Here is a 25,303-nt window from a genome sequence, read left to right as displayed (position 1 = left end):
GGTGCCCCTCGAACACAAAGGAGTGTTGGATGACCCGGATCAACGTCACGGTCGACGGTGTCGGCTACGAGGACGAGGTGGAGCCGCGCACGCTGCTCGTCCACTACCTGAGGGAGACCTTGGGCAAGACCGGCACCGTGGTGGGGTGCGACACGAGCAACTGCGGTGCCTGCACCGTGCACCTCGACGGCCGCAGCGTGAAGTCGTGCAACGTCCTCGCCGTCCAGGCCGACGGCCACGAGGTGACGACGATCGAGGGCCTCGCCCAGGACGGCGAGCTGCACCCGATGCAGCAGGCGTTCCACGACTGCCACGCTCTCCAGTGCGGCTACTGCACCCCCGGCATGATCATGCAGGCCATCGACGTCCTCAACGACAACCCGCACCCCACCGAGCAGGAGATCCGGGTCGGCCTCGAGGGCAACCTCTGCCGCTGCACCGGCTACCACAACATCGTCAAGGCGGTCCAGGAGGCCGCAGGCGCCGGTGCTGCCGCCCCGTCCGGTGCCCAGGGAGGTGACCGGTCATGACCGCCGTCGAGGACCGCCCGAAGACCGAGATCGGCGCGGCGCGCAAGCGCAAGGAGGACCAGCGCCTCATCACCGGCCGCACGAAGTGGACCGACAACATCCAGCTCCAGGGCATGCAGCACCTGGCCATGGTGCGCAGCCCCTTCGCGCACGCCACGATCACCGGCATCGACACCTCCGCGGCGAAGGCCTCGCCCGGGGTCCTGGCGGTCCTCACCGGTGAGGACGTCAAGGACATCCAGGGCGGCATGGCCAACGCCTGGCCGATCACCGAGGACCAGAAGGCGCCCGTGCACCCGGCGATCGCCGTGGACCACGTCGCCTTCGCCGGCGAGATCGTCGCCGTCGTCATCGCTCGCAGCGCGGCGGCCGCCCGCGACGCCGCCGAGCTGGTGGACGTGGACTACGACGAGCTGCCGCCGGTCCTCGACCTCAGGGCGGCCGCCACCGACGAGGTGCTGGCCCACCCCAGCCTGGGGACCAACAAGAGCGCGTTCTGGCAGTTCGACTCCGCTGGTGCGGGGACGGGCGGGTCGATCGACGAGGCGATCGAGAAGGCCAGGGCCGACGGCATCGTCATCGAGCGCGAGTACCGCCAGCAGCGGCTCATCCCCGCGTTCATGGAGCCCCGGTCGGTCGTGTGCGACCCCACGGGCGAGCAGCTGACGATCTGGACGGCCACGCAGGTGCCGCACTTCGTGCGCATCTTCACCGCCCTCGTGCTCGGCATCCCCGAGAGCAAGATCCGCGTCATCGCCCCCGACGTCGGCGGCGGCTTCGGGGGGAAGCTCCAGCACACCCCGGAGGAGGTCATCGCCGTCCTCGCGGCACGGCACACGGGCAAGCCCGTGAAGTACACCGAGACCCGCAGCGAGTCGCTGCTGTCGGCGCACCACGGTCGCGACCAGTGGCAGAAGCTCACGCTGACGGCGACCAAGGACGGCACCGTGACCGGGCTCAAGGTCGACCTCCTCGCCGACATGGGCGCCTACCTGGGGCTCGTCACCTCCGGCATCCCCGTCCTGGGTGCCTTCATGTTCAACGCCATCTACAAGTTCCCGGCCTACCAGTTCAACTGCACCAACCTGTTCACCAACAAGACCTGGACCGACGCCTACCGCGGCGCCGGGCGCCCCGAGGCGACGTATGCCATCGAGCGGCTCATGGACGAGCTGGCGGTGGAGGTCGGGGTCGACCCGCTGGAGATCCGGGAGAAGAACTGGATCAAGCACGAGGAGTTCCCGTTCACCACGGTCGCGGGCATGACGTACGACTCCGGCAACTACGAGGCCGCGACCGCCCGGGCGCGGGAGCTCTTCGACTACGACGGCCTGCGCCGCGAGCAGCAGGAGCGGCGTGACCGCAACGACCCCGTCCAGCTGGGGATCGGCATCTCGACCTTCACCGAGATGTGCGGCCTCGCCCCCTCCCGGGTGCTCGGTGCGCTCCGCTACGCCGCCGGCGGCTGGGAGCACGCCACCGTCCGCATGCTGCCCACCGGCAAGGTCGAGGTGGTCACGGGCACCTCGCCGCACGGCCAGGGCCACGAGACGGTCTGGAGCCAGATCATCGCCGACAAGCTCGGCGTCCCGTTCGAGGACGTGGAGGTGCTGCACGGCGACACCCAGATCGCCAACCGCGGACTCGACACCTACGGCTCGCGCTCGCTCGTCGTCGGTGGGCAGGCCCTCGTCATGGCAGCCGACCGGGTCATCGAGAAGGCCAAGCCGCACGCCGCGCACCTGCTCGAGGCGTCCGTCGACGACATCGAGTTCTCCGGTGGCCAGTTCAAGGTCAAGGGCACCGACAACGGCAAGGCCATGGCAGAGGTGGTCTGGGCCGCCTTCGCCTCGCACGACCTGCCCGAGGGCCTCGAGCCCACCCTGGACGCCGACGCGACCTACGACCCCGTCGACTTCTCCTTCCCGCACGGCACCCACCTGTGCGCCATGGAGGTCGACACCGAGACGGGGCAGGTGTCGATGCGCAAGTACGTCTGCGTCGACGACATCGGCAACATCATGAACCCCCTCATCGTCGAGGGGCAGGTGCACGGCGGGCTGGTCCAGGGCATCGCGCAGGCGCTGTGGGAGGAGGCTGTCTACGACGACCAGGGCACCCTCGTGTCGGGCTCGTTCGTCGACTACACCCTGCCCACCGCGGCCGACACGATCTCGTTCGTCACCGACAACACGGTGTCGCCGTCGACCACGAACGACCTCGGCGCCAAGGGCGTCGGCGAGGCGGGCTGCATCGCCTCGACCCCGGCCGTCGTCAACGCCGTCGTCGACGCACTGCGCCCCTTGGGCATCAACGACATCCAGATGCCGTGCACTCCCGAGCGGGTCTGGAAGGCCATCCAGTCGGCCGGCTCGAACCAGGCCGACCCCACGACGAGTGGCGCGCAGCCGCACTTCGACGAGGGGGCGCCCAACCAGGCGCCGCCGGACCCCAGTAGCAGCGCGTCCGCGGAAGGAGCAGGACAGTGATCCCGGCCCCGTTCGACTACGCCGCCCCCACGTCCTTGGCCGAGGCGCTCAGCGCCCTGGCCGAGGCGGGAGACGACGCCAAGGTGATGGCCGGCGGGCAGAGCCTGCTGCCCATCCTGCGCATGCGCCTCAACGCCCCCGACAAGGTCATCGACCTCGGCCGGATCGAGGAGCTGCGTGGGGTGCGCGAAGAGGGCGACCACGTCGTCATCGGTGCCATGACCACGTATGCCGACGTGCTGGCCAGCGACCTCGTGCGCCAGCACGCGGGGGTGCTCACCGACGCCATCGAGGAGGTCGCCGACCCCCAGATCCGGCACCGCGGGACCGTGGGCGGTGCGCTCGTGCACGCCGACCCGGCCGGGGACGTCGGGGCGCCCGCGCTCGCGCTCGACACCGAGTTCGTCATCACCGGGCCGGGTGGCGACCGGACCGTCGCGGCGGGCGACTTCTTCGTCGACCTGTTCGAGACGGCCGTCGGTGAGGGCGAGCTGCTCACGGCGATCCGCGTCCCCAAGCACACCGGGTGGGGGAGCCGCTACGAGAAGTTCGTCCGGGTGGCCCACCAGTGGTCGATCGTCGCGGTCGCCGCGACGGTCCGGGTCGACGGCGGGACCATCGCCGAGGCGAGGATCGGGCTGACCAACATGGGCTCGACACCGCTGCGGGCGACCGCCGTGGAGCAGGCGCTCGTCGGCAAGGAGGCCACCGAGGAAGCCGTGCGCGAGGCGTGTGCCGCGGCCGCCGAGGGCACCAACCCGCCCTCGGACCTCAACGGCGACGCCGACTACCGCAAGCACCTCGCCACCGTCCTCACCCGGCGCGCGGTGCTCGCCGCGGCAGGTCGGTGAGCCCGTGGAGCTGACCCACTCGTTCACCGTCCCCGCGTCGGTCGAGCACACCTGGGCGACCTTCATGGACCTCCAGGAGGTCGGCAGCTGCTTCCCCGGGGCGACCGTCACCGACGTCACCGGTGACGGCTTCGCGGGGACCGTCAAGGTCAAGCTCGGCCCGATCGCCCTGGTGTACTCCGGCAGCGGCTCCTTCGTGGAGCGCGACGACGAGGCGTACCGCGCGGTGATCGACGCCAAGGGCAAGGACAAGCGTGGCAACGGCACGGCCGGGGCGACGGTGACCATCCAGCTCACCGACGCGGGCAACGGCACGACGAAGGCCGACGTGAGGACCGACCTCAACGTCACCGGGAAGCCGGCCCAGTTCGGGCGGGGCGTCATGCAGGACGTCTCCGACAAGCTGCTCGGCCAGTTCGTCGACTGCATCGAGGGCAAGGTCGGGGCGCCCCCGGCCGCCGCGGAGCCATCTCCGACCGCGCCCGCGGAGGCACCGGCGCCACAGGAGGTGACCCCGTCGCCGGGTCAGGGTCCGGCGGTGACCCCGGTGCCGGCAGCCGCGGCAGCGGCGCGGACCCCGAGCCCGGCGCGGGAGGCCGACTCGCTCGACCTCGGGGCGACGGTCCTCCCCGTGGTGCTGAGGTCCTACGCCACCCAGATCGCCGGAGCCGTGGCGGCCCTGGTGGTCCTCGTGGTCCTGCTGCGCAGCCTGCGGCGCCGCAAGGGCTGACCACGCCGTACGCACGACCGGAGGGGCTCCGCCCGCGAGGGTGGAGCCCCTCGCGTGGTCCCCGAGGTCTTTGAGCGCCTGGCACGGTCCTGACCGGGTCAGGCGCTCAAAGACCCGGCGTACGGGGCCTGCTCACCTACGCTGGGCCGCATGAGCGGTATGACCGGCCCGAGCGAGCCCACCGTCGTCGTCCTCAACGGACCGAACCTCAACCTGCTCGGCGAGCGCGAGCCGGAGGTCTACGGCCACGACACGCTGGCCGACATCGAGGCACTGTGCCGCGAGGTCGCGGGCGAGGCGGGCCTCGCGGTGGACTTCCGGCAGAGCAACCACGAGGGCGTGCTCGTCGACGCGGTGCAGGAGCTGCGGTCGTCCGCAGCCGGGTTCGTCGTCAACGCGGGAGCCCTGACCCACACCTCGATCGCCCTGCGCGACGCGCTCGCCACGGTCACGGGCCCGGTCATCGAGGTGCACCTCTCGAACGTCCACGCGCGCGAGCCGTTCCGGCACCACTCCTACCTGTCGGCGATCGCCTCCGGCGTCATCGTGGGGTGCGGGCCGAGCGGGTACGCGTTCGCGGTCACCCGGGTCGCCGAGCTCGTGCAGCAGCGCGGCTGACCGTCGAGGGGCAGGATGAGGCCATGGCTCCCACGACCCGTCGCCCCCTCGACCCGATGGACCTCGCCGGGATCGACGACCTCCTCTCCGACGAGGAGAAGGCCGTCCGCAGCACCGTGCGCACCTTCCTCGACGAGCGGGTCGAGCCCCACGTCGCCGACTGGTTCGAGCGCGGTGAGCTCGACGACGTCCGTGGCCTGACCAAGGAGCTGGGCGCCCTCGGGCTGCTCGGCATGCACCTGGACGGCTACGGCTGCGCGGGCATGAGCGCGGTCGACTACGGCCTGGCCTGCCTCGAGCTCGAGGCCACCGACTCCGGCGTCCGCAGCCTCGTCTCGGTGCAGGGGTCACTGGCGATGTTCGCGATCCACCGCTGGGGGAGCGAGGAGCACAAGCAGCAGTGGCTGCCGCAGCTGGCTGCCGGCGAGGCCATCGGGTGCTTCGGCCTGACCGAGCCCGACCACGGGTCCGACCCGGCGTCGATGCGCACCCGGGCGCGGCGCGACGGCGACGACTGGGTCCTCGACGGGGCCAAGATGTGGATCACCAACGGCTCGATCGCCGATGTCGCGGTCGTGTGGGCGCAGGCGGGGGAGGAGCACGGCGGCATCCGGGGCTTCGTCGTGCCGACCACCACCCCCGGCTTCTCCGCGCCGCTGATCAAGCACAAGATGAGCCTGCGCGCCTCGGTGACCAGTGAGCTCGTCCTCGACGGCGTCCGGCTGCCTGCCGACGCCGTCCTCCCCGAGGTCCGGGGGCTCAAGGGGCCGCTGTCCTGCCTCTCCGAGGCGCGCTACGGCATCGTGTGGGGCTCTCTGGGTGCCGCGCGGTCCAGCCTCGACACCGCGCGCCGGTACTCGATGGAGCGCGAGCAGTTCGGCCGCCCGCTGGCGGGGTTCCAGCTCACCCAGCAGAAGCTCGCCGACATGGCCCTCGAGCTGGTCAAGGGCCAGCTGCTGGCCCTGCACCTCGGCCGCCGCAAGGACGCCGGCACGCTGCGCCCGGAGCAGGTCAGCCTCGGCAAGCTCAACAACATCCGCGAGGCGCTGGACATCTGCCGCACGTCGCGGACCATCCTGGGGGCCAACGGCATCAGCCTCGAGTACCCCGTCATCCGGCACATGAACAACCTCGAGTCGGTGCTCACCTACGAGGGCACGGTGGAGATGCACACCCTCGTCATCGGGCAGGCGATGACCGGTCAACAGGCCTTCAGGTAGGCCCTCCGACGGGGTCGCCGAGCCCTGCCAGAGGGTCCCGCCGAGGCTCTCCGGACCTCGATTTTCGGTCCGGGCACCCGAGCGTGTAGTCTCACCGTCGCACTTCCGCGCGGCTCTGCGAGCCCCGGTGTGCAGGCCCCCTTAGCTCAGTCGGCAGAGCGTTTCCATGGTAAGGAAAAGGTCGTCGGTTCGATTCCGACAGGGGGCTCTGGGAAAGGCGTCGCGAGGCGCTGCACCCCATGGCGGGGTAGCTCAGCTGGTTAGAGCGCACGACTCATAATCGTGAGGTCGCGGGATCGAGCCCCGCTCCCGCTACAACCGCGATTTCAGGATCAGCCTGAATCCGCGTACCCTGATGTGTCGCCGCCTGATGTCCCCGGATGTCACGGCGCGGCGCCCCAGACATCACCACCGTCAGTTCCGAGAGCAGGTTGCCCCGTGGCTAGCAAGAGCGCAGACGTCCGCCCCAAGATCACCTTGGCGTGCGTGGATTGCAAGGAGCGCAACTACATCACCAAGAAGAACCGTCGGAACAACCCCGACCGCCTGGAGATGAAGAAGTACTGCCCGCGCGACGGCAAGCACACGGTCCACCGCGAGACCCGCTGAGCTGAACCGCCTCGACAGCCGCCCCGGACCTCGGTCCACGGGCGGCTTTGTCGTGTCCGTGCGCGGGCGCAATAGGGTGGTGCCCATGCCCGTCAACGCAGACTTCGTGGGGCGCAGCTACCCGCCCAGTGGCCCGTACGCGGTGAGTGCCGAGGCCATCGCCGCCTTCGCCGCCGCCGTCGGCTCCACCGACCCCGTGCACTCCTCGGCCGAGGCGGCCAGGGCCGCCGGGTACGCCGACGTCATCGCTCCCCCCACCTTCGCGGTGACGATCGCGCAGCAGTGCGACGCCGTGTTCGTGCAGGACCCCGAGGCGGGGATCGACTACAGCCGCGTCGTCCACGGCGAGCAGCGTTTCGTCCACCACCGCCCGATCACCGCGGGCGACGAGGTGCTCGGCACCCTCACCGTCGACTCGGTGCGCGCCGCCGGCGGCCACTCGATGGTCACGACGCGCACCGAGCTCGCCACCAGCGCCGGCGAGGCGCTGTGCACCTCCACGTCCACCATCGTCATCAGGGGAGGGGAGTGACCATGGCCGTGCGCACCCTTGCGGAGACCAGCGTGGGCGACACCATCGAGGCCCGCACGATCGCAGTCGGGCGCGACACCCTCGTCGCCTACGCCGCGGCGTCCGGCGACCAGAACCCGATCCACCAGGACGAGCAGTTCGCCCGCTCCGTCGGCCTTCCCGACGTCATCGCCCACGGCATGTGGACGATGGGCGCCGCGGGCTCCGTCGTGGAGGAGTGGGCCGGTGACGGTGGCCGGGTCGTCGAGTTCGGCACCCGCTTCACCAAGCCCGTCGTCGTCCCGCAGGACGGCGGCGCCGTCGAGGTCGCCGGCGTCGTCAAGGCCTTGGACGAGCAGTCACGCCGGGCCACCGTCGAGCTCACCGCCACCAGCGGGGGCGACAAGGTCCTCGGCCGCTGCCTCGCCGTCGTCCAGCTCGACTGAGCGCCGCTGCATGCGTGAGGAGCACGACGTCCCCCTGGCGGAGCTGACGACCATGCGGGTGGGCGGGCCCGCAGCCCGCCTGGTCACCGCCACGACCACCGACGAGGTGGTCGACGCGGTCCGTGAGGTCGACGACGCCGACGAGCCGCTGCTCGTGGTCACCGGTGGCAGCAACGTCGTCATCGCCGACGAGGGTTTCGCCGGCACGGTCGTGCGCGTCGGCTCCGACGGTGTCGAGGTGGAGTCGGCCGACCTGTGCGGTGGCGTCATGGTGCGCGTGGCTGCCGGCGTGCCGTGGGACGAGCTCGTCGCCCGGGCCGTGGCCGAGGGGTGGTCCGGCATCGAGGCGCTCTCGGGCATCCCCGGTGGCACGGGTGCGACGCCGGTGCAGAACGTCGGTGCCTACGGCCAGGAGGTGGCCCAGACCATCGCCTCGGTCCGCACCTGGGACCGCAGCGAGCAGCGGGTGCGCACGTTCGCCTCGGCCGACTGCCGGTTCACCTACCGCCACTCGATCTTCAAGGGCACCTCGCGGTTCGTCGTCCTCGACGTCCTCTTCCAGCTCGTCCCGGGCGACCTGAGCCAGCCGGTCGGGTACGCCGACCTCGCCCGTCAGCTCGACGTCGCCGTGGGCGACCGCGTGCCGCTCGCCGACGCCCGCGAGGCCGTGCTGGCCCAGCGGCGCCGCCGGGGCATGGTGCTCGACGCCGACGATCACGACACCTGGTCGTGCGGCTCCTTCTTCACCAACCCGATCCTGTCCGCGTCGCGGTTCGCCGCGCTGGAGTCGAGGGCCGCCAGCCGGCTCGGGCCGGACGGTCCCACGCCGCCTCGCTTCCCCGACGCCGGCGGCGGCACCAAGACGAGTGCGGCCTGGCTCATCGAGCAGGCCGGCTTCACCAAGGGCTTCGCCCTGCCGGGCAGCTCGGCCGCCATCTCCTCCAAGCACACCCTCGCCCTCACCAACCGTGGTGGGGCGACGGCGGCGCAGGTGGCAGACCTCGCCCGGGCGGTCCGCGACGGGGTCCAGGACGCGTTCGGCGTGACGCTCGTCAACGAGCCGGTGATGGTCGGCCACGACCTGTAACCGCGTGGGTCACGCGGGTGCGTCCAGCCAGGCGTCCACCTCGGCGAGGGCCGCGTCGCGCACCTCCGCAGGAGCCCGGCTCGCCCGCAGCGACCCGCGCGCCAGCTCCGCCAGCTCGTCGTCGTCGAAGCCCAGCGCCCGCGCCGCGTCGTACTGCGCCGCGAGCCTCGACCCGAACAGCAGCGGGTCGTCGGCCCCCAGGGCCACCGGTATGCCGTGCTCCACCAGGGTGCGCAGGGGCACCTGGTCGGCGGTGGCGTAGACCCCGAGTGCGACGTTGCTCCCGGGGCACACCTCGAGGGCGATGCCCGATTCCGCGACGCGGTCGAGCACGCGTGGCTCCTCGACGGCCCGCACCCCGTGGCCGAGCCGATCGGGCTCGATGGCGTCCAGTGTCGCCTCGACGGCTGCCGGGCCGAGGAGCTCACCGGCGTGCGGCACCAGCGCCAGACCCGCGTGCCGGGCGATCCGGAAGGCGGCGGCGAACTCCGCGGTGTCGCCGCGGCGCTCGTCATTGCTCAGCCCGAACCCCACGACCGAGCCCGCCCCCTCGCCGGCGTACTGCACCGCGAGGCGGGCCAGGGTCCGGGCGTCGAGGGGGTGGCGGATGCGGCTGGCGGCCACGACGACGGCCACGGAGGTCTGCTCCTCGCGCGAGGCGGCGGCCGCCTCGTCGAGAACGATCTCCAGCGCGGGCGTGATGCCACCCACGAAGGGCGCGTACGACGTCGGGTCGACCTGCAGCTCGAGCCACCGCGAACCCTCGGCTGCATCGTCCCGCGCCGCCTCCCGCACGATCCGCCGCAGGTCCGCCTCGTCGCGCACGCAAGCCCGGGCGGCGTCGTACAGGCGCTGGAAGCGGAACCAGCCGCGCTCGTCCCGGGCGCTCAGCCGCGGCGGCCAACCGCTCGTCAGCGCCTCGGGCAGCCGGATGCCGTGCTTGGCCGCGAGCTCGCGCACCGTCTCCACCCGCATCGACCCGGTGAAGTGCAGGTGCAGGTGGGCCTTGGGCAGCGTGTCGACGGGCCGGGGCATGCGCTGCAGTGTGGCACCGGCGGCCACGCGCCGAGGCGCCGACCCGCTCGGGTCGGCGCCTCGGTGTGCGGCTCGCTGTCGATGGATGCGGTACGGGTCGGGGCGGGTCCTCGGCTCAGTCGCCGTCGACCACGTGCATGGCCTGCTCCTCGGGGCTGAGGTCGCCGTCCCCGGAGCCGAGCTCCTCGCCGAGCAGCTCGGGCTCGTCGTCCTCCCGGCCGCCCTCGTCGGGGTCCGCGAGCTGCCCCACCCCTACGTCCCCCACCTCGGCGTCACCGAGGAAGTCCTCGCTGGCGTCGATGCTGTCGGGGTCGTCGCCGCCCACCCGGGGCTCCGGGTCGAGGCCGCTCTCGTTGTCGGGTGCGCCGTAGGCCGAGGAGGGGTCGGGGACCTCCTGCATGACCCGCTGGTCGATGGTCTCGTCCTGGCCCTGCTCGGCTGCCGTGGTGCCCCACTCGGTGCTGCGGGGCTGCTGGTCCGGGGGCGACCAGGGCTCGTTGTCACCCTCGCTCGAGTCCAGCAGCTGCTCCTGGCCGCTGCCGGCGTCGACGGCGTCGTCCACGCTGTAGCTGCCGAGGTCGTCCTCGATGCTTTCGGTTCCGGGCTGATCGCTCATGCCCCCACCCTGCGGCAGGGGAGGGGGCGCCGCAAGGCCAGGGGTCCCGCCTTCGATCCCCGCGCCGGTGCCACCGCCCCACCACCCGTGGCGGCAGCAGGTGGTCTCAGGAGGAGCGTTCCTCGGCAGCCTGCTCCGCGGCGGCGAGCAGCACACAGGTCGCGACCGCCTCCATCGCCTCGGTGACCTGCCCGAGCGGGGGGAAGGTCGGGGCGAGGCGGATGTTGCGGTCGCGCGGGTCGTCGCCGAGGGGGAACGACGAGCCGGCCGGCGTGAGCGCGATACCGGCCTCCTTGGCGAGCTGCACCACACGGGAGGCGGTGCCGTCGAGGACGTCTAGGCTGACGAAGTAGCCACCCTTCGGACGGGTCCAGGTCGCGACGCCGAGACCGCCGAGGCGCTCGGTGAGCACGCGCTCCACCTCCGCGAACTTCGGGGCGATGATGTCGCGGTGCTTCACCATGTGGTCGCGCACGCCCTGGGCCGAGCCGAAGAACTGGGCGTGGCGCAGCTGGTTGACCTTGTCGGGGCCGATCGAGCCCTTGCCGAGGTGACCCAGGTACCACTTGACGGTCTCGACCGACCCGGCGAGGAACGCCACGCCCGCACCGGCCCAGGTGATCTTGGAGGTCGACGCGAACATGACCGGGCGGTGCGGGTGGCCGGCGGCTGCCGCCAGGCTGAGGATGTCGGCGCTCTTGGCCTCGTCGGCGGTGAGGTGGTGCAGCGCGTAGGCGTTGTCCCAGAAGATCTTGAAGTCGGGCGCCGCCGTCTCCATGGAGGCGAGCCGCGCGGCCACCTCCTGGCTGACGACCGACCCGGACGGGTTGGCGTAGGTCGGGACGACCCACATGCCCTTGATGCTGGGGTCGTCCGCCACGAGCGCCGCCACGGCCTCGGCGTCCGGGCCGTCGTCGTGCATCGGCACGGTCACCATCTCGATGCCGAACGACTGCAGCAGGGTGAAGTGCCGGTCGTAGCCCGGGACGGGGCAGATGAACGTGACCTTCTCCTCCTTGCCCCACGGGCGGGGGGAGTCGACGCCGCCGTGCAGGAGCAGGTCGACGAGGGTGTCCTTCATCATCGTCAGGCTGGAGTTGCCCCCGGCGACCACCTGCTCGGGCGCCACCCACAGCAGCTCCGCGAACATCTCCCGCAGCTCGCGCAGGCCTTCCAGGCCGCCGTAGTTGCGGGTGTCGGTGCCGCTGGCGTCGGTCCACCCCTTCGGCAGGGTGAGCAGGTCGTTGGCGAGGTCGAGCTGCTCGCTCGCCGGCTTCCCCCGGGTGAGGTCGAGCTTGAGCCCGCGCTCCTTGAGCGCGGCGTACGCCTCCCGCTGCTCACGGGCGAACGACGCGAGGTCGTCGGCGGAGCGCTCGGCGAGGGGGGTGGGGCGGTCGGTGGCGGTCTGCTCGGTCACGCTGCCATGCTCCCAGAGCGCGGGCCGGGTACGCAGCGGGCGTCCGTATGGCGCACAGCCGGGCCATGAGGCCCCGACCCACCCGAGCGGAGGGCCCATCCCATCCACGGGAACGGCGCCTCGCGGGCGAGTTCGCGTTCCGGGCCGCGGCTCACGTATGCTTGCTCCTCGGTTGACTCTGACCATGCTTCCGGCGTGCCCTGCAACGGGTCGCCGGCGCACGGTCCGGGACGGCCTCGGAACTCCCCGCTCCCCGCGAGGCGTTCCGTAGGGCAGTGGCTCAATTGGTAGAGCACCGGTCTCCAAAACCGGCGGTTGGGGGTTCGAGTCCCTCCTGCCCTGCGTTGCAGGACCTGCGGCCGACCAGGCCCAGGGCAGACACAGTGAAAGCAGAGGCATCGTGACGGACGTGAGCGCGGAGACCCGCGGCTCTGGTCGCACCAGCCGCAAGGGCGGCAGGAGCGGCAACCCGGTTTCCCGGTTCTTCCGGGCGCTGTCCCTGTTCGTCAGCCAGATCCTCGACGAGCTGCGCAAGGTCGTGCGGCCGACTCGGGCGGAGCTGGTCAACTACACGATCGTCGTGATCGTGTTCGTCGTGTTCGTCATGGCGCTGGTCTCGTCCGTGGACTTCGGTTTCACCAAGCTCGTCCTGTGGGTCTTCGGCGGCTAGTCGCCGCCCGCCCGCACTGACCCGGGGTTCACCCGGTAACACCAGAAGGAAGTAGGTCATCAGCGTGTCCGACCAGTGGACCACCGACAACGCGGAGCCGCAGACCGACGAGGTCGCCGCGAGCACCGACGCCGCCGAGCTCGAGCAGCCGGGGACGGACTCTGTCGACGACTCCGTGGACACCGACGCCACCGCCTCCGACGACGAGGTCGCCCCCGAGGAGGGTGTCGACGAGGGCGCTGACACCGACGCCCCCGCCGGTGTCTCCTTCAGCGACACCGACGACGCCGCCGGCGAGCCGGCCGCCACCGACGAGCCCGACGTCGACGCACCCCCGGCCGACCCGGTCAAGGAGTTCAAGGACGCCCTCGCCAGCAAGTTCGGCGACTGGTACGTCGTGCACTCCTACGCCGGCTACGAGAACCGCGTGAAGGCCAACCTCGAGAACCGCACGACCTCCCTCAACATGGAGGACTTCATCTTCGAGGCCCAGGTCCCGATGGAAGAGGTCACCGAGATCAAGAACGGGCAGAAGAAGCTCGTCAAGCGGGTCCGGATGCCCGGGTACGTCCTCGTGCGCATGGACCTCACCGACGAGTCCTGGGGTGCGGTCCGCCACACCCCCGGCGTCACCGGCTTCGTCGGCAACGCCCACCAGCCCGTGCCGCTGAGCCTCGACGAGGTCTTCACCATGCTGGCCCCGGCCGACCTGGGGAGCACGGCTGCCGCCGGCGCCGCCCCCGGCACCGCGGCGGGCAAGCCCCGCGAGACCGCCGTCGTCGACTTCGAGGTCGGCGAGTCGGTCACCGTCATGGAAGGGCCCTTCGAGACCCTTCCCGCCACGATCTCCGAGATCAACGCCGACACCCAGAAGCTCAAGGTGCTGGTCTCGATCTTCGGCCGGGAGACCCCGGTCGAGCTGTCGTTCAACCAGGTCGCCAAGATCTGAGCGGACGGCTCCTGCCCCCGGTCCTCGGGGGTACTGCAACCGGGTCATCGCCCACGGCGTAGGCCCAACCACCACAGAAGGAACACCAGCACATGCCTCCCAAGAGCAAGAAGATCTCCGGCTTCATCAAGCTGCAGATCCAGGCCGGCGCCGCGACGCCCGCCCCGCCCGTCGGCCCCGCCCTCGGTCAGCACGGCGTCAACATCATGGAGTTCGTCAAGGCGTACAACGCTGCGACGGAGTCCCAGCGCGGCAACGTCATCCCCGTCGAGATCACGGTCTACGAGGACCGCTCCTTCACCTTCGTCACCAAGACGCCCCCGGCCGCCGAGCTCATCAAGAAGGCTGCCGGCGTGCCCAAGGGCTCGGGCGAGCCGCACAAGACCAAGGTCGCCAAGCTGTCGGCCGACCAGGTCCGCGAGATCGCCACGATGAAGATGGAGGACCTCAACGCCAACGACGTCGAGCAGGCCATGAAGATCATCGCCGGCACCGCCCGCTCCATGGGCGTCGAGACCGAGCTCAAGTAACACCCCGAACCCCCTCCGGTACGCCGCGCGAGCGGCGTACCGGGGACCGTGGCAGGACCGCGCTGGTCCGCGAGACCACAACTCCACCGCACCACCTGATACAGGAGCAGAAATGAAGCGCAGCAAGGCTTACCGCGAGGCCGCCTCGAGCATCGACAGCTCGAAGGTCTACGCCCCCCTCGAGGCCGTCCGCCTCGCCAAGACCAACGCCAAGGCCAAGTACGACGAGACCGTCGAGGTCGCCATGCGCCTCGGTGTCGACCCCCGCAAGGCCGACCAGATGGTCCGCGGCACCGTCAACCTGCCGCACGGCACGGGCAAGACCGCCCGCGTCCTGGTGTTCGCCAACGGCGACAAGGCCGAGGCCGCCCGTGAGGCCGGCGCCGACCACGTCGGCTCCGACGAGCTGCTCGAGAAGGTCGCCGGTGGCTGGCTCGACTTCGACGCCGTCGTCGCGACGCCGGACATGATGGGCAAGGTCGGTCGCCTCGGCAAGGTCCTCGGCCCGCGTGGTCTCATGCCCAACCCGAAGACCGGCACCGTCACCATGGACACCGCCAAGGCCGTGACCGACATCAAGGGCGGCAAGATCGAGTTCCGCGTCGACAAGCACGCGAACCTCCACTTCATCATCGGCAAGGCCTCGTTCGACGAGAAGTCCCTCGTGGAGAACTACGGCGCCGCCCTCGAGGAGGTCCTGCGCCTCAAGCCGTCGGCGTCCAAGGGCCGCTACATCCTCAAGGCCACGATGACCACGACGATGGGCCCCGGCATCCCGCTCGACCACAGCCGCACCCGCAACCTGCTGGTCGAGGACGAGGCCACCGCCTGACGTCCCCCGCACCGCTCGGAGCCCGTCACCCCCTCGGGGTGGCGGGCTCTTTGCGTGCGCTGGCGGTTATGGTGGACGAGCACGCATTCCGTGATGGACCGGCCCCATGCCACGCGTGCGCACCACCTGCCGCGGCGACGACGCGCCGCGCCACACACCCTGGGGGACGACGCATGAAGACCACCTCGATCGCTGCCGTCGCGCTGGCCGCGGCTCTGGGCCTGAGCGGCTGCGGCAGCTCCGACTCCGGGTCGCCTGCCGCCTCGACCTCGTCGGGCTCCTCGAGCAGCTCGAGCAGCAGCTCCAGCTCCTCGGCACCGTCCCTCAAGGCGGGCGACTCCGTCGACGGGGCCGAGCTGGCGACCCGCATGACCGACGCCATGGTCAAGGCCGGCTCGGGCACCGTCAGCATGGACCTCGGCTCCTCGGGCAGCGCCAAGGGCGAGTTCGCCATGAACGGCGGCAAGATGGAGCAGGACATGACGATGGAGATCCAGGGCCAGACCCTGCGGGTCGTGTCCGCCGGCGGGATCATCTACATGAAGGGCCTGCCGGGCTCGCAGAAGCCGTGGGTGAAGATCGACCCCAAGGGCAACGACCCGATGAGCAAGATGTTCGCGGGGCTCACGGGGGACATGGGTGACCCGCGCCAGCTGGCGAAGGCGCTCAAGGGCTCCAAGGCGACGGTCGTGAGCTCGTCGGCCGACGAGAAGGTCTACGACGTGACCATCGACCCCAACACCCTGCTCGGCTCCAGCGGCCAGACCGCCGCGCCGTCGGCCAAGCCGGTCAAGGCCCGCTACACCCTCGACGCCCAGGACCGCCCGACCAAGATGACCGTCGAGGCCGAGGGGCAGACGATCACCATCGCCTTCTCGGACTGGGGCAAGTCGGTCAAGATCGCGGTGCCGCCGGCCAGCCAGGTCGGCACGTTCCAGATGCCCAGCAGCTGACGGACGGCTGCACCAGGTCCGGCGGCGCGCCGGGCTCCGCGTCACCGCACCGCCCCCTCGGGACCCGAGGGGGCGGTGCGATTTGGTCGGGGCCGGGGTCAGCGCCTACGCTGTGACCTGACCAAAGACCGCTCGGTTGTCGCGTGCCACCGCAAGAGGCAGCACGTGACCGAAGGTCCCACCCGGTGGGCATCCAGCGCAGGCCACGATTCACCCGCAGGACCCGCTCCCGAGCTGGTCCGCGTGCGAGCCCCGTGCCCTGTGCACGGGGCTCTTCCCATGTGGGTCCCTCACTCCGGACGGTCGCACACACGGAAGGGAGGCCACATGGCCAAGGCTGACAAGGCTGCCGCCATCGCCGAGCTGTCGGACAAGTTCCGCACCTCGGGCGCGGCCGTGCTGACCGAGTACCGCGGGCTCTCGGTGAAGCAGATCACCGCCCTGCGCACCTCGCTGCGCGGAAACGCCACCTTCGCCGTCGTGAAGAACACGCTGACCGAGATTGCTGCCAAGGAGGCCGGTGTCACGGCTTTCGACGGCCAGCTCGTCGGGCCGTCCGCCATCGCCTTCGTCGACGGCGACCCGGTCGAGGCTGCCAAGGGCCTGCGTGACTTCGCCAAGGCGAACCCCCTCCTCGTGATCAAGGGCGGCGTCCTCGACGGCAAGGCCCTCACCCCCGAGGAGATCACGAAGCTCGCGGACCTCGAGTCCCGCGAGGTTCTCCTGGCCAAGCTGGCCGGTGCCCTTCAGGCGTCGCTCAGCCAGGCTGTCTACCTCTTCGCCGCGCCGCTGTCGCAGACCGCTCGGGTCGTCGACGCACTGCGTGCCAAGGTCGAGGCCGAGGGTCCGGTGGCCGATGCCGCCGCCCCCGCTGCCGAGGCTGCGGAGACCCCCGCCGAGGCCCCCGCGGCCGAGGCCACCGACGTCGCCGAGGGTGGCGACGAGAGCTGACCCGGTCCGGGGGTGACCCCGACCAGTGCAGCTCGCACCACCAAACCGCCACTCACGGCATACGAAACACACGAAAGGACGCCCATCATGGCGAAGCTCTCCACCGACGAGCTCCTTGAGGCCTTCAAGGAAATGACCCTCATCGAGCTCTCCGAGTTCGTGAAGCAGTTCGAGGACACCTTCAACGTCACCGCTGCTGCCCCCGTGGCCGTTGCCGCGGCCGGCGCCCCGGCTGGCGGCGGCGACGCTGCTGCTGCCGAGGAGCAGGACGAGTTCGACGTCATCCTCGAGGCTGCTGGCGACAAGAAGATCCAGGTCATCAAGGAGGTCCGCGCGCTGACCTCCCTCGGCCTGAAGGAGGCCAAGGACCTCGTGGACGGCGCCCCCAAGCCCGTTCTCGAGAAGGTCGACAAGGCTGCCGCGGACAAGGCCAAGGAGGCCCTCGAGGGCGCCGGGGCCACCGTCACCCTCAAGTGACCTGACGCTTCCCCGCTGCGGCGGGGGAGCACAGCACTTCCGCGAAGGCGGGTCCGACTCCGGTCGGGCCCGCCTTTCGCATGCCCGGACCGGCCGCCCCCTGCCCTGGACCTGCCCGGACTTCTTGCCCGGTCTGCACCGATCGGGCGTGGATCCGCGGTGGTTGAGGTGCTTGCCGGGCAAGAAGTCGGAGGTGGGTCGCGGGGGTGTCGCGGGTGGGGCGCGGGTATGGGGCAGGGCTGGCGCCCGTCCACGCCCCACTGCAGCCCGTGCCCGCCGGACCGTAACCTCCGGCCCCGCCCGTCGTTGAGCCCTGCGAACGGCCGACCGCCCCCTGCGCGTCGGCCCGGCACCACCCCAGGAATCCACGACGAGGTGAGCAGTGGGCGTTGAGATCAAGGTCGAGGGACTGACCAAGCGGTTCGGGTCCCAGGTGATCTGGAACGACGTGACCCTCACGCTCCCCGCCGGCGAGATCTCGGTCATGCTCGGCCCCTCGGGCACGGGCAAGTCGGTGTTCCTCAAGACGCTCGTGGGGCTGCTCAAGCCCGACGCCGGGTCGATCATGATCCAGGGCCGCGACCTGACCAAGCTGCGCGAGCACGACCTCTACGAGATCCGCAAGCTCTTCGGCGTCCTCTTCCAGGACGGCGCGCTGTTCGGCTCGATGAACCTCTACGACAACGTCGCCTTCCCCTTGCGTGAGCACACCCGCAAGAGCGAGTCCGACATCAGGTCGATCGTCATGGAGAAGATGGACCTCGTCGGCCTCTCCGGCGCCGAGTCCAAGCTGCCGGGCGAGATCTCCGGCGGCATGCGCAAGCGCGCCGGCCTGGCGCGAGCCCTGGTCCTCGACCCCGAGATCCTGCTCATCGACGAGCCCGACTCCGGCCTGGACCCGGTGCGCACCTCGTACATCAACCAGCTGTTCATCGACCTCAACGCCCAGATCGACGCGACGTTCCTCATCGTCACGCACGACATCAACTCGACCCGGACCGTCCCGGACAACATCGGCCTGCTCTACCACAAGCACCTGGCGATGTTCGGGCCGCGCGAGATGCTGCTGAGCTCGGAGGAGCCTGTCGTCCGCCAGTTCCTCAACGCCCAGACGATCGGCCCCATCGGCATGTCGGAGGAGAAGGACGCCGACGAGCTGGCCGCCGAGGCGAAGTCGGGGCAGGAGCTGCCCCCGCTGCCCCCCATCCCGCTCCAGCTGGGCACCAGCGACGGCGCCCCGCGCAGAGGCGAGCGGCCGGCGGGGGAGTGGTGCCGTGAGCACGGTGTCACCCCGCCCCCCGGGTCGTTCCAGTCGCACAACGCGGGGGTCCCGGGCGTCCGCGCCGACACCACCCCCACCGACACGACCAGAGCCGACGTCACCCACAGCGACACGGCCCCCACCGACGCCACCCCCACCGGCGACGCGCAGGCGGACTCCGTGGAGGAGCCGGTCTGATGGCCAACCCCGTGACCGCCGCCCTGCGCCAGAGCGGCTCGCTGTTCGCCCTCGTCCTCGACACGCTGCGGGCGATGCCCCGGCGGCCGTTCCAGGCCAAGGAGTTCATCCAGCAGTGCTGGTTCATCGCCTCGGTGACCATCGTGCCGACCGCGCTGGTGTCGATCCCGTTCGGCGCGGTCATCGCCCTCCAGCTCGGCACGCTGACCCGCCAGCTCGGCGCCCAGTCGTTCACCGGGGCCGCCTCGGTGCTGGCGGTCATCCGCGAGGCCTCGCCGATCGTCACGGCCCTGCTCATCGCGGGCGCCGGCGGCTCGGCCATCTGCGCAGACCTCGGCTCCCGCAAGATCCGCGAGGAGATCGACGCCATGGAGGTGCTGGGCATCAGCCCGATCCAGCGCCTGGTCGTCCCCCGCGTCCTCGCCGCCATGGTCGTGGCGCTGCTCCTCAACGGCCTGGTGTCGGTGGTCGGGGTCGCTGGCGGCTACTTCTTCAACGTCATCATCCAGGGCGGCACCCCGGGTGCCTACATCGCGTCGTTCACGGCCCTGGCCCAGCTGGCCGACCTGTGGACCAGCGAGATCAAGGCGGTGATCTTCGGCTTCATCGCCGCGGTCGTCGCCTCGTACAAGGGCCTCACCGCCGGCGGTGGCCCGAAGGGCGTGGGCGACGCCGTGAACCAGAGCGTGGTCATCACGTTCATGTTCCTGTTCGTCGTCAACTTCGTCGCCAGCGCCATCTACTTCCAAGTCGTCCCCCAGAAGATCTGAGGAGGTGTCCCGATGAGCAAGGTCCTCGAGCTCGCCGGCCGACCCGGCCAGGCCCTCGAAAGTCTCGGCGAGCAGATGCGGTTCTACGTCCGCTCCCTCGCGTGGAGCCCGCGCACTCTCCGGCGCTACAAGAAGGAGGTCCTGCGGCTGCTGGCCGAGGTCTCCCTCGGCTCCGGGGCCCTGTCCGTCATCGGCGGGACCGTCGGCGTCATCGCCTTCCTCGCGTTCTTCACCGGCAGCCAGGTCGGGCTGCAGGGGTACTCGTCGCTCAACCAGCTCGGTACCGGAGCCTTCACCGGCTTCGTGTCCGCCTACCTCAACACCCGTGAGATCGCCCCGCTCGTGGCGGGCCTGGCCCTCGCGGCCACCGTGGGCTGCGGCTTCACGGCGCAGCTGGGCGCCATGCGGATCTCCGAGGAGGTCGACGCCCTCGAGGTGATGGGCGTGCCCTCGCTGCCCTACCTCGTGACCACGCGCATGATCGCCGGGTTCGTCGCGGTCGTGCCCCTCTACGTGCTCGGCCTGCTGTCGTCGTACGGCGCGACCCGGTTCATCGTCACCGAGTACTTCGGCCAGTCCAAGGGCACCTACGACCACTACTTCCACCTGTTCCTGCCCCCGGTGGACGTGCTCTTCTCGTTCCTCAAGGTGATGGTCTTCGCCGTCGTCATCATCCTGATCCACTGCTACTACGGCTACAACGCCTCCGGTGGCCCCGCCGGGGTGGGCGTCGCGGTCGGCAAGGCCGTGCGCACGTCCATCGTGGCCATCAACATCGTCGACTTCTTCTTCTCCCTGGCCGTGTGGGGCGCCACGACGACCGTCCGGATCGCGGGATAGCCGATGACCCAGACCCCTGAGCCCACCGAGGCCCCCCAGCCGACCGCCGCCCCCGAGGTGACCACCATCCCGGAGCGGCCCGTGGGGCCTGCCCGCGGGGCGCTCTCCCGCCTCGGCAACAAGGCGTACGGGGTGGGGTTCCTGGTGGTGGTGGCGTTGTTGGTGGGGTTGTCGGTGGCCTCGTTCCAGAAGCGGTTCACGCCGGTGGTCGAGGTGACGTTGTTGACCGATCGGATCGGGTCGCAGCTGCAGGTGGCTTCGGATGTGAAGCTGCGGGGGCTGGTGGTGGGTGAGGTCCGTTCGATCGAGGTGACGGGTTCGGGGGCGCGGTTGGGGTTGGCGTTGGACCCGGGGTTGGTGTCGATGGTGCCGGGGAACGTGTCGGCGCGGTTGTTGCCCAAGACGTTGTTCGGGGAGCGGTTCGTGGATCTGGTGGCGCCGGTGGTGTCGTCGGGGCCGATCCGGGCGGGGGCGGTGATCGGGCAGGACCGCTCGAGTGTGGCGATCGAGCTGGAGAAGGTGTTCGCGGACCTGTTGCCGTTGTTGCGGTCGGTGCGGCCGGAGAAGTTGTCGGCGACGTTGAACGCGTTGGCGTCGGCGTTGGAGGGTCGGGGGACCCGGTTGGGTCAGAACCTGGTGTTGGTGGATTCGTACTTCAAGGAGCTGAACCCGCGGTTGCCGACGATCCGGGCGGACATCAGTGGGTTGGCGGACCTGGCGAGCACGTATGCGGTGGCGGCGCCGGATCTGGTGGCGGCGGCGTCGGCGTTGGTGACGACGAACACGACGTTGGTGACCAAGCGGGATGACCTGGCGGGGTTCTTGGCGGGGACGGCGGGGTTCGCGAACCAGGCGGCGGACTTCTTGTCTGCTGATGGTGAGCGGGTGATCCGGGTGGGTCAGGTGCAGCGGCCGACGTTGGCGGTGTTCGCGAGGTATGCGCCGGAGTATCCGTGCATGGCGGCGGCGTTGACGAACTGGGTGCCGCGGATCGATGAGGCGTTCCGGTCGGAGCAGTTCCACATCACGGTCGAGGTCGCTCCGCAGCGGCCGGGGTACCGGCCGGGGGAGGAACCCCGCTGGGGCGAGAGCCGTGGACCCACCTGCTACGGCCTCCCCGACTCGTACGGCAGCCAGGCCCACCCCCGCAAGGGCATCCACTTCGACGACGGCACCGCAGCGAGCGGGTCGAGCGCGAGCAGCGCACTTCCCGCCGCCTTCACCGGAACCTCCGGCCTCGCGATCGGCACCGCCGACTCGGGCCTCGCCGGCACCGAGCAGGAGCAGCACGTGGTCGCCGCCCTGCTGTCCGAGGACGGGTCGGCGAAGCCCTCGGCCATCACCACGCTCCTCGCCGGACCCATGCTGCGTGGAACGGTGGTGAGCCAGCAGTGAACATCACCCCACCACGTTCTCTGCTCCTTCGTCGCTCCGACACCTGGCGAGGACCCCGATGAGCACCCGTTCCAGCCTCGTGAAGTTCCTCGTCTTCGTCGCCGCGACGTTGCTGGCCACCGGCACCCTCGCCGCGACCATCGCCAACATCCAGTTCGGCGACAAGGCCACCTACACCGCCGTGTTCGACGACGTCACCGGCCTCGCCAACGGCCAGGAGGTGCGCATCGCGGGTGTCCGCGTCGGCGAGGTGACGGGCATCAAGGTGGCTCGCGACCGGGTGCACGCCGACGTGCAGTTCAAGGTGCTCAAGACCAGCGTGCTGACCCAGGGGACGACGGCCACCATCAAGTACCGCAACCTCGTCGGCGAGCGCTACATCGCCCTCACCCAGGAGGTCGGTGCCGCCACCCCGCTGCGGGACGGCGCGACCATCGGGCTCGCGCACACCCGGTCCGCCCTCGACCTCACGGTCCTGTTCAACGGCTTCAAGCCGCTCTTCGCGGCGCTGTCGCCCAAGGACGTCAACGAGCTGTCGGGCAACATCATCAGCGTCCTGCAGGGGGAGGGCGGCAACATCAACTCCCTGCTGGCCAAGACCGCGTCCCTGACGTCCACGCTGGCGGACCGTGACGAGGTCATCGGCCGCACCATCAGCAACCTCAACACCGTCCTCGGCACGGTCGACGAGCACGACGCCGCCCTGAAGCAGCTCATCGACCAGCTGCAGCGGTTCGTCTCCGGGCTCGCCGCCGACCGCGAGACCATCGGTGCCTCGCTGACCAACATCAACTCGCTCACCGCGCAGACGGCCGATTTGCTCCAGGTGACCAGGCCGTCCATCAAGACCGACATCAGCAACCTGCGACAGCTCGGCGCGAGCCTCAACAAGCCGTCCAACACGGCGACGTTCGAGAAGTTCCTGTCCACGTCGCCCGGCAAGATCTCGACCATCACCCGGACCGCCACCTACGGCTCGTGGTTCAACTTCTACCTCTGCGACTTCAGCGGCACGATCAAGCTGCCCGCCGGTCCGCCGGTGAAGCTGGGCAAGCCCGGTGGCCTCAGCGCGGCGAGGTGCTCCTGATGGCCATCCCGTTCCGTGAGCGCAACCCGGTGCCCATCGGTGCCGCAGGCCTGCTCGTCATCGCCCTCCTGCTGGTCCTGGCGTTCAACATCCAGAGCATCCCGTTCATCGGGGGAGGCGACCACTACCGGGCCGCCTTCAGCGAGGCCGGTGGGCTGCTCAAGGGCGACGACGTCCGCATCGCCGGGGTCAAGGTCGGCAAGGTCGACGCCGTCGACCTCGCGGGCGACCACGTCGTGGTCGACTTCAAGGTCACCGAGCCGGCCGCCTTCGGCACGACCACGGGAGCCTCGGTCCGGATGAAGACCCTCCTGGGCCAGAAGTACCTCGCCCTCGAACCCGGCGGCCCCGGCCAGCTCAAGGAGGGCAGCGAGATCCCGCTGGACCGCACCGTGTCCTCCTACGACATCGTCAACGCCTTCAGCGACCTCGCGACGACGACGGAGCGCATCGACACCGGCCAGCTCGCCAAGTCGCTGACCACCCTCGCGACCGAGTTCAAGGACAGCCCTCAGGACGTCCGGGCGGCCCTCGACGGACTGAGCCGACTGTCGCGCACGATCGCCTCCCGAGACGCCGAGCTCAAGCGACTGCTCGCCTCCGCCAACAGCGTCTCCGGCACGGTGGCGCAGCGCAACAAGGCGGTCGAGTCGATCATCAAGGACGCCGACCTGCTCCTGGTCGAGCTCGACAAGCGGCGTGAGGACATCCACACGCTGTTCGTCAACACCTCGCGGATGGCCCAGCAGATCACCGGCCTCGTCCGCGACAACCGCGCCGAGCTCAAGCCGGCCCTCGACCAGCTCACCAAGGTGCTGGCCGTCCTGCAGAAGCACGAGCAGGACCTCAACGACACGATCGCTGCCATGGCGCCGTTCACCCGCCTGTTCGCCAACGTCCTGGGCAACGGCCGCTGGTTCGACACCTACATCCAGAACCTCACCACGCCCGTCGACCTGGGAGGCAACTGATGGTGCGCCGCCCCTCGCTCCCGCGCCTGCCGCACGTGGGCCTCATCCCCAAGCTGGTCGCGGCCCTGACCGTGGTGGCCCTGGCCGCCGGCGCCTACGCGTTCTGGCCGCGGCACGAAAGCGTGCGCGTGACCGGTGAGTTCACCCGCGCGGTCGGGCTCTTCCCGGGGTCCGACGTCCGGATCCTCGGCGTCAAGGTCGGCAAGGTCGCCGAGGTCACCCCCAAGGGCGACAAGGTCGAGGTGGTCTTCGAGTACGACCGCAAGTACAAGGTGCCCGCCGACGCCAAGGCTGCCGTCGTGGCGCCGTCGCTGGTGAGCGACCGCTACGTCCAGCTGTTCCCTGCCTACACCGGCGGCCCGGTCATGAAGGACCACGCCCAGATCGGGCTCGACCGCACCGCGGTGCCGGTCGAGCTGGACCGCATCTCCTCGAGCCTGGACGACCTGCTCGTGGCCCTCGGGCCGACGGGGGCCAACAAGGACGGCGCCTTCGCGCAGGCGCTCGACACCGGCGCCAAGAACCTCGACGGCCAGGGCCAGAAGCTGCACGACACCAACCGTGACCTCAGCAAGGCCCTCGAGACCCTCTCGGGTGGGCGCAACGACCTGTTCGGGACGGTGAAGAACCTGCAGACGTTCACGACGATGCTCGCCACGAACGACCAGCAGGTACGCCGCCTCAACGGCGACCTTGCGAGCGTCTCGACCCAGCTCGACGCCGAGCGCGACGACCTGGCGGCGGCCCTGAAGAACCTCGCCGTCGCCCTCAGCGAGGTCAGCTCCTTCGTCCACGACAACCGGGCGGGCCTCACCACCAACCTGCACCAGCTCGCCTCGGTGACCGGCACGGTGGCCAAGCAGCGCGACGCCCTCGCGGAGACGCTGACCAACGCGCCCGTGGCCATCAGCAACCTGCAGAACGCCTACAACCCGGCCACGGGCACCCTGGACACCCGCGCCAACGTCAACGAGAACCTCAAGCTGCAGACGCTGCTGTGCAACCTCATCACCGCCAGTGGACAGCCCGCCAGCGTGTGCAAGACCGTCAGCGGCGTGCTCAAGCCGGTCACCGACCTGCTCGACACGCTCAAGGGCGCGGGCGTCAAGCTGCCGCTGGACCTGCTCAGCGCCATACCGAGGTCGCAGGGCGGCACCGGTCCCGAGGCCGGCGCGGCCACGGGCACCACTGACTCGTCCACCGTGCAGGTGCGCGGGGCCGACCCCACCCTCGGTGGGCTGCTGGAGGGAGGGCGATGAG

General features: G+C 70.5%; 27 protein-coding genes and 3 tRNA genes. 27 read left to right on the top strand and 3 right to left on the bottom strand.

Translation table 11 applies throughout. The features are described 5' to 3' along the window. Positions 1-29: 29 nt before the first annotated feature. The 12 genes from ABEA42_RS00530 (at position 30) to ABEA42_RS00475 (ending at position 9,091) form a co-directional block, all read left to right on the top strand. Positions 30-530 carry a (2Fe-2S)-binding protein gene (locus tag ABEA42_RS00530; RefSeq protein WP_345500421.1) on the top strand — a complete coding sequence of 167 codons (501 nt, stop codon included), beginning with the start codon at positions 30-32 and terminating at the stop codon, positions 528-530. Then, positions 527-3,019: a xanthine dehydrogenase family protein molybdopterin-binding subunit gene (locus ABEA42_RS00525; protein ID WP_345500419.1), complete on the top strand. Its 2,493-nt coding sequence runs from the start codon at positions 527-529 to the stop codon at positions 3,017-3,019. The genes ABEA42_RS00530 and ABEA42_RS00525 overlap by 4 nt, the downstream gene beginning before the upstream one ends. Then, the gene (locus tag ABEA42_RS00520; RefSeq protein ID WP_345500417.1) at positions 3,016-3,870 is read left to right on the top strand and encodes an FAD binding domain-containing protein; all 855 of its coding nucleotides are present in this window, start codon (positions 3,016-3,018) and stop codon (positions 3,868-3,870) included. Before ABEA42_RS00525 ends, ABEA42_RS00520 begins: the two co-directional genes overlap by 4 nt. Positions 3,871-3,874: 4 nt before the next feature. Further along, positions 3,875-4,600 carry an SRPBCC family protein gene (locus ABEA42_RS00515; RefSeq protein ID WP_345500415.1) on the top strand — a complete coding sequence of 242 codons (726 nt, stop codon included), beginning with the start codon at positions 3,875-3,877 and terminating at the stop codon, positions 4,598-4,600. A 159-nt stretch (positions 4,601-4,759) separates the two neighbouring features. After that, positions 4,760-5,218 (top strand): type II 3-dehydroquinate dehydratase, encoded by a 459-nt coding sequence (gene aroQ, locus ABEA42_RS00510; protein ID WP_345501398.1) that lies wholly within the window; start codon positions 4,760-4,762, stop codon positions 5,216-5,218. A 23-nt stretch (positions 5,219-5,241) separates the two neighbouring features. After that, a complete protein-coding gene (locus ABEA42_RS00505; protein ID WP_345500413.1) occupies positions 5,242-6,438 on the top strand; it encodes an acyl-CoA dehydrogenase family protein in 1,197 nt (398 codons plus the stop codon). A gap of 135 nt (positions 6,439-6,573) precedes the next feature. After that, positions 6,574-6,646: transfer RNA gene (locus tag ABEA42_RS00500), tRNA-Thr, on the top strand. Positions 6,647-6,679: 33 nt separating this feature from the next. Continuing rightward, a tRNA-Met gene (locus tag ABEA42_RS00495) sits at positions 6,680-6,753 on the top strand. Positions 6,754-6,876: 123 nt separating this feature from the next. Further along, entirely contained in the window at positions 6,877-7,047 is a 171-nt protein-coding gene (rpmG, locus tag ABEA42_RS00490) for a 50S ribosomal protein L33 (protein WP_345500411.1), read from the top strand. Between the two features lie 85 nt (positions 7,048-7,132). Further along, on the top strand, positions 7,133-7,579 hold the full coding sequence (locus tag ABEA42_RS00485; RefSeq protein WP_345500409.1) for an FAS1-like dehydratase domain-containing protein: 447 nt from the start codon (positions 7,133-7,135) through the stop codon (positions 7,577-7,579). Between the two features lie 2 nt (positions 7,580-7,581). Beyond that, on the top strand, positions 7,582-8,004 hold the full coding sequence (locus ABEA42_RS00480; RefSeq protein ID WP_345500407.1) for a MaoC family dehydratase: 423 nt from the start codon (positions 7,582-7,584) through the stop codon (positions 8,002-8,004). A gap of 10 nt (positions 8,005-8,014) precedes the next feature. Next, entirely contained in the window at positions 8,015-9,091 is a 1,077-nt protein-coding gene (locus tag ABEA42_RS00475) for a UDP-N-acetylmuramate dehydrogenase (protein WP_345500405.1), read from the top strand. A 9-nt stretch (positions 9,092-9,100) separates the two neighbouring features. Here the strand turns inward: ABEA42_RS00475 and ABEA42_RS00470 are convergent, their stop codons facing one another. From ABEA42_RS00470 to ABEA42_RS00460, 3 genes are all read right to left on the bottom strand, one after another. Beyond that, on the bottom strand, positions 9,101-10,126 hold the full coding sequence (locus tag ABEA42_RS00470; protein ID WP_345500403.1) for an adenosine deaminase: 1,026 nt from the start codon (positions 10,124-10,126) through the stop codon (positions 9,101-9,103). Between the two features lie 115 nt (positions 10,127-10,241). Next, on the bottom strand, positions 10,242-10,742 hold the full coding sequence (locus tag ABEA42_RS00465) for a DUF5709 domain-containing protein (RefSeq protein ID WP_345500402.1): 501 nt from the start codon (positions 10,740-10,742) through the stop codon (positions 10,242-10,244). Positions 10,743-10,848: 106 nt separating this feature from the next. Beyond that, positions 10,849-12,159 (bottom strand): aminotransferase class I/II-fold pyridoxal phosphate-dependent enzyme, encoded by a 1,311-nt coding sequence (locus tag ABEA42_RS00460; protein ID WP_345500401.1) that lies wholly within the window; start codon positions 12,157-12,159, stop codon positions 10,849-10,851. Between the two features lie 269 nt (positions 12,160-12,428). On the opposite strand from ABEA42_RS00460, the gene ABEA42_RS00455 reads away from it, so the two are divergent. The 15 genes from ABEA42_RS00455 to ABEA42_RS00385 all read left to right on the top strand — a co-directional run bounded on the left by ABEA42_RS00455 (position 12,429) and on the right by ABEA42_RS00385 (position 25,302). Next, positions 12,429-12,501, top strand: a tRNA-Trp gene (locus ABEA42_RS00455). 67 nt (positions 12,502-12,568) lie between these two features. Then, complete coding sequence (gene secE, locus ABEA42_RS00450) at positions 12,569-12,829, top strand: preprotein translocase subunit SecE (protein WP_345500400.1); 261 nt, start codon at positions 12,569-12,571, stop codon at positions 12,827-12,829. Positions 12,830-12,893: 64 nt separating this feature from the next. After that, the gene (gene nusG / locus ABEA42_RS00445; RefSeq protein ID WP_345500398.1) at positions 12,894-13,778 is read left to right on the top strand and encodes a transcription termination/antitermination protein NusG; all 885 of its coding nucleotides are present in this window, start codon (positions 12,894-12,896) and stop codon (positions 13,776-13,778) included. 92 nt (positions 13,779-13,870) lie between these two features. Beyond that, complete coding sequence (gene rplK / locus ABEA42_RS00440; RefSeq protein WP_056882220.1) at positions 13,871-14,308, top strand: 50S ribosomal protein L11; 438 nt, start codon at positions 13,871-13,873, stop codon at positions 14,306-14,308. 112 nt (positions 14,309-14,420) lie between these two features. After that, positions 14,421-15,140 (top strand): 50S ribosomal protein L1, encoded by a 720-nt coding sequence (gene rplA / locus ABEA42_RS00435; RefSeq protein WP_345500395.1) that lies wholly within the window; start codon positions 14,421-14,423, stop codon positions 15,138-15,140. Between the two features lie 173 nt (positions 15,141-15,313). Continuing rightward, entirely contained in the window at positions 15,314-16,093 is a 780-nt protein-coding gene (locus tag ABEA42_RS00430; RefSeq protein WP_345500394.1) for a hypothetical protein, read from the top strand. A 327-nt stretch (positions 16,094-16,420) separates the two neighbouring features. Beyond that, the gene (rplJ, locus tag ABEA42_RS00425) at positions 16,421-17,044 is read left to right on the top strand and encodes a 50S ribosomal protein L10 (RefSeq protein ID WP_345500393.1); all 624 of its coding nucleotides are present in this window, start codon (positions 16,421-16,423) and stop codon (positions 17,042-17,044) included. An 87-nt stretch (positions 17,045-17,131) separates the two neighbouring features. Further along, positions 17,132-17,521, top strand: a complete 390-nt coding sequence (gene rplL, locus ABEA42_RS00420) for a 50S ribosomal protein L7/L12 (protein WP_345500392.1) — start codon at positions 17,132-17,134, stop codon at positions 17,519-17,521. Positions 17,522-17,903: 382 nt separating this feature from the next. After that, positions 17,904-18,980 (top strand): ABC transporter ATP-binding protein, encoded by a 1,077-nt coding sequence (locus ABEA42_RS00415; RefSeq protein ID WP_345500391.1) that lies wholly within the window; start codon positions 17,904-17,906, stop codon positions 18,978-18,980. Further along, on the top strand, positions 18,980-19,750 hold the full coding sequence (locus ABEA42_RS00410) for an MlaE family ABC transporter permease (RefSeq protein WP_345500390.1): 771 nt from the start codon (positions 18,980-18,982) through the stop codon (positions 19,748-19,750). The genes ABEA42_RS00415 and ABEA42_RS00410 overlap by 1 nt, the downstream gene beginning before the upstream one ends. A 12-nt stretch (positions 19,751-19,762) precedes the next feature. Continuing rightward, on the top strand, positions 19,763-20,590 hold the full coding sequence (locus tag ABEA42_RS00405) for an MlaE family ABC transporter permease (RefSeq protein ID WP_345500388.1): 828 nt from the start codon (positions 19,763-19,765) through the stop codon (positions 20,588-20,590). A gap of 132 nt (positions 20,591-20,722) precedes the next feature. Beyond that, the gene (locus tag ABEA42_RS00400; RefSeq protein ID WP_345500387.1) at positions 20,723-21,985 is read left to right on the top strand and encodes an MCE family protein; all 1,263 of its coding nucleotides are present in this window, start codon (positions 20,723-20,725) and stop codon (positions 21,983-21,985) included. Positions 21,986-22,043: 58 nt separating this feature from the next. After that, positions 22,044-23,072 carry an MlaD family protein gene (locus tag ABEA42_RS00395; RefSeq protein ID WP_345500386.1) on the top strand — a complete coding sequence of 343 codons (1,029 nt, stop codon included), beginning with the start codon at positions 22,044-22,046 and terminating at the stop codon, positions 23,070-23,072. Then, entirely contained in the window at positions 23,072-24,043 is a 972-nt protein-coding gene (locus tag ABEA42_RS00390; RefSeq protein WP_345500384.1) for an MlaD family protein, read from the top strand. The genes ABEA42_RS00395 and ABEA42_RS00390 overlap by 1 nt, the downstream gene beginning before the upstream one ends. Continuing rightward, the gene (locus tag ABEA42_RS00385) at positions 24,043-25,302 is read left to right on the top strand and encodes an MCE family protein (RefSeq protein ID WP_345500382.1); all 1,260 of its coding nucleotides are present in this window, start codon (positions 24,043-24,045) and stop codon (positions 25,300-25,302) included. Before ABEA42_RS00390 ends, ABEA42_RS00385 begins: the two co-directional genes overlap by 1 nt. Position 25,303 lies beyond the last annotated feature (1 nt).

Origin of the sequence: Pedococcus ginsenosidimutans, assembly GCF_039544395.1 — a bacterium.
In the GTDB taxonomy this organism is placed as follows: domain Bacteria; phylum Actinomycetota; class Actinomycetes; order Actinomycetales; family Dermatophilaceae; genus Pedococcus; species Pedococcus ginsenosidimutans.
This window is presented reverse-complemented; position numbering and strand designations above follow the sequence as displayed.

What these genes read in the sequence shown, in the direction of transcription:
- ABEA42_RS00530 (WP_345500421.1), top strand. Translation starts at nt 30, where the DNA reads ATGACCCGGATCAACGTCACGGTCGACGGTGTCGGCTACGAGGACGAG.
- ABEA42_RS00525 (WP_345500419.1), top strand. Translation starts at nt 527, where the DNA reads ATGACCGCCGTCGAGGACCGCCCGAAGACCGAGATCGGCGCGGCGCGC.
- aroQ (WP_345501398.1), top strand. Translation starts at nt 4,760, where the DNA reads ATGACCGGCCCGAGCGAGCCCACCGTCGTCGTCCTCAACGGACCGAAC.
- ABEA42_RS00505 (WP_345500413.1), top strand. Translation starts at nt 5,242, where the DNA reads ATGGCTCCCACGACCCGTCGCCCCCTCGACCCGATGGACCTCGCCGGG.
- ABEA42_RS00485 (WP_345500409.1), top strand. Translation starts at nt 7,133, where the DNA reads ATGCCCGTCAACGCAGACTTCGTGGGGCGCAGCTACCCGCCCAGTGGC.
- ABEA42_RS00480 (WP_345500407.1), top strand. Translation starts at nt 7,582, where the DNA reads ATGGCCGTGCGCACCCTTGCGGAGACCAGCGTGGGCGACACCATCGAG.
- ABEA42_RS00475 (WP_345500405.1), top strand. Translation starts at nt 8,015, where the DNA reads ATGCGTGAGGAGCACGACGTCCCCCTGGCGGAGCTGACGACCATGCGG.
- ABEA42_RS00470 (WP_345500403.1), bottom strand. Translation starts at nt 10,126, where the DNA reads ATGCCCCGGCCCGTCGACACGCTGCCCAAGGCCCACCTGCACCTGCAC.
- ABEA42_RS00465 (WP_345500402.1), bottom strand. Translation starts at nt 10,742, where the DNA reads ATGAGCGATCAGCCCGGAACCGAAAGCATCGAGGACGACCTCGGCAGC.
- rplK (WP_056882220.1), top strand. Translation starts at nt 13,871, where the DNA reads ATGCCTCCCAAGAGCAAGAAGATCTCCGGCTTCATCAAGCTGCAGATC.
- rplA (WP_345500395.1), top strand. Translation starts at nt 14,421, where the DNA reads ATGAAGCGCAGCAAGGCTTACCGCGAGGCCGCCTCGAGCATCGACAGC.
- ABEA42_RS00430 (WP_345500394.1), top strand. Translation starts at nt 15,314, where the DNA reads ATGAAGACCACCTCGATCGCTGCCGTCGCGCTGGCCGCGGCTCTGGGC.
- rplJ (WP_345500393.1), top strand. Translation starts at nt 16,421, where the DNA reads ATGGCCAAGGCTGACAAGGCTGCCGCCATCGCCGAGCTGTCGGACAAG.
- rplL (WP_345500392.1), top strand. Translation starts at nt 17,132, where the DNA reads ATGGCGAAGCTCTCCACCGACGAGCTCCTTGAGGCCTTCAAGGAAATG.
- ABEA42_RS00410 (WP_345500390.1), top strand. Translation starts at nt 18,980, where the DNA reads ATGGCCAACCCCGTGACCGCCGCCCTGCGCCAGAGCGGCTCGCTGTTC.
- ABEA42_RS00405 (WP_345500388.1), top strand. Translation starts at nt 19,763, where the DNA reads ATGAGCAAGGTCCTCGAGCTCGCCGGCCGACCCGGCCAGGCCCTCGAA.
- ABEA42_RS00395 (WP_345500386.1), top strand. Translation starts at nt 22,044, where the DNA reads ATGAGCACCCGTTCCAGCCTCGTGAAGTTCCTCGTCTTCGTCGCCGCG.
- ABEA42_RS00390 (WP_345500384.1), top strand. Translation starts at nt 23,072, where the DNA reads ATGGCCATCCCGTTCCGTGAGCGCAACCCGGTGCCCATCGGTGCCGCA.
- ABEA42_RS00385 (WP_345500382.1), top strand. Translation starts at nt 24,043, where the DNA reads ATGGTGCGCCGCCCCTCGCTCCCGCGCCTGCCGCACGTGGGCCTCATC.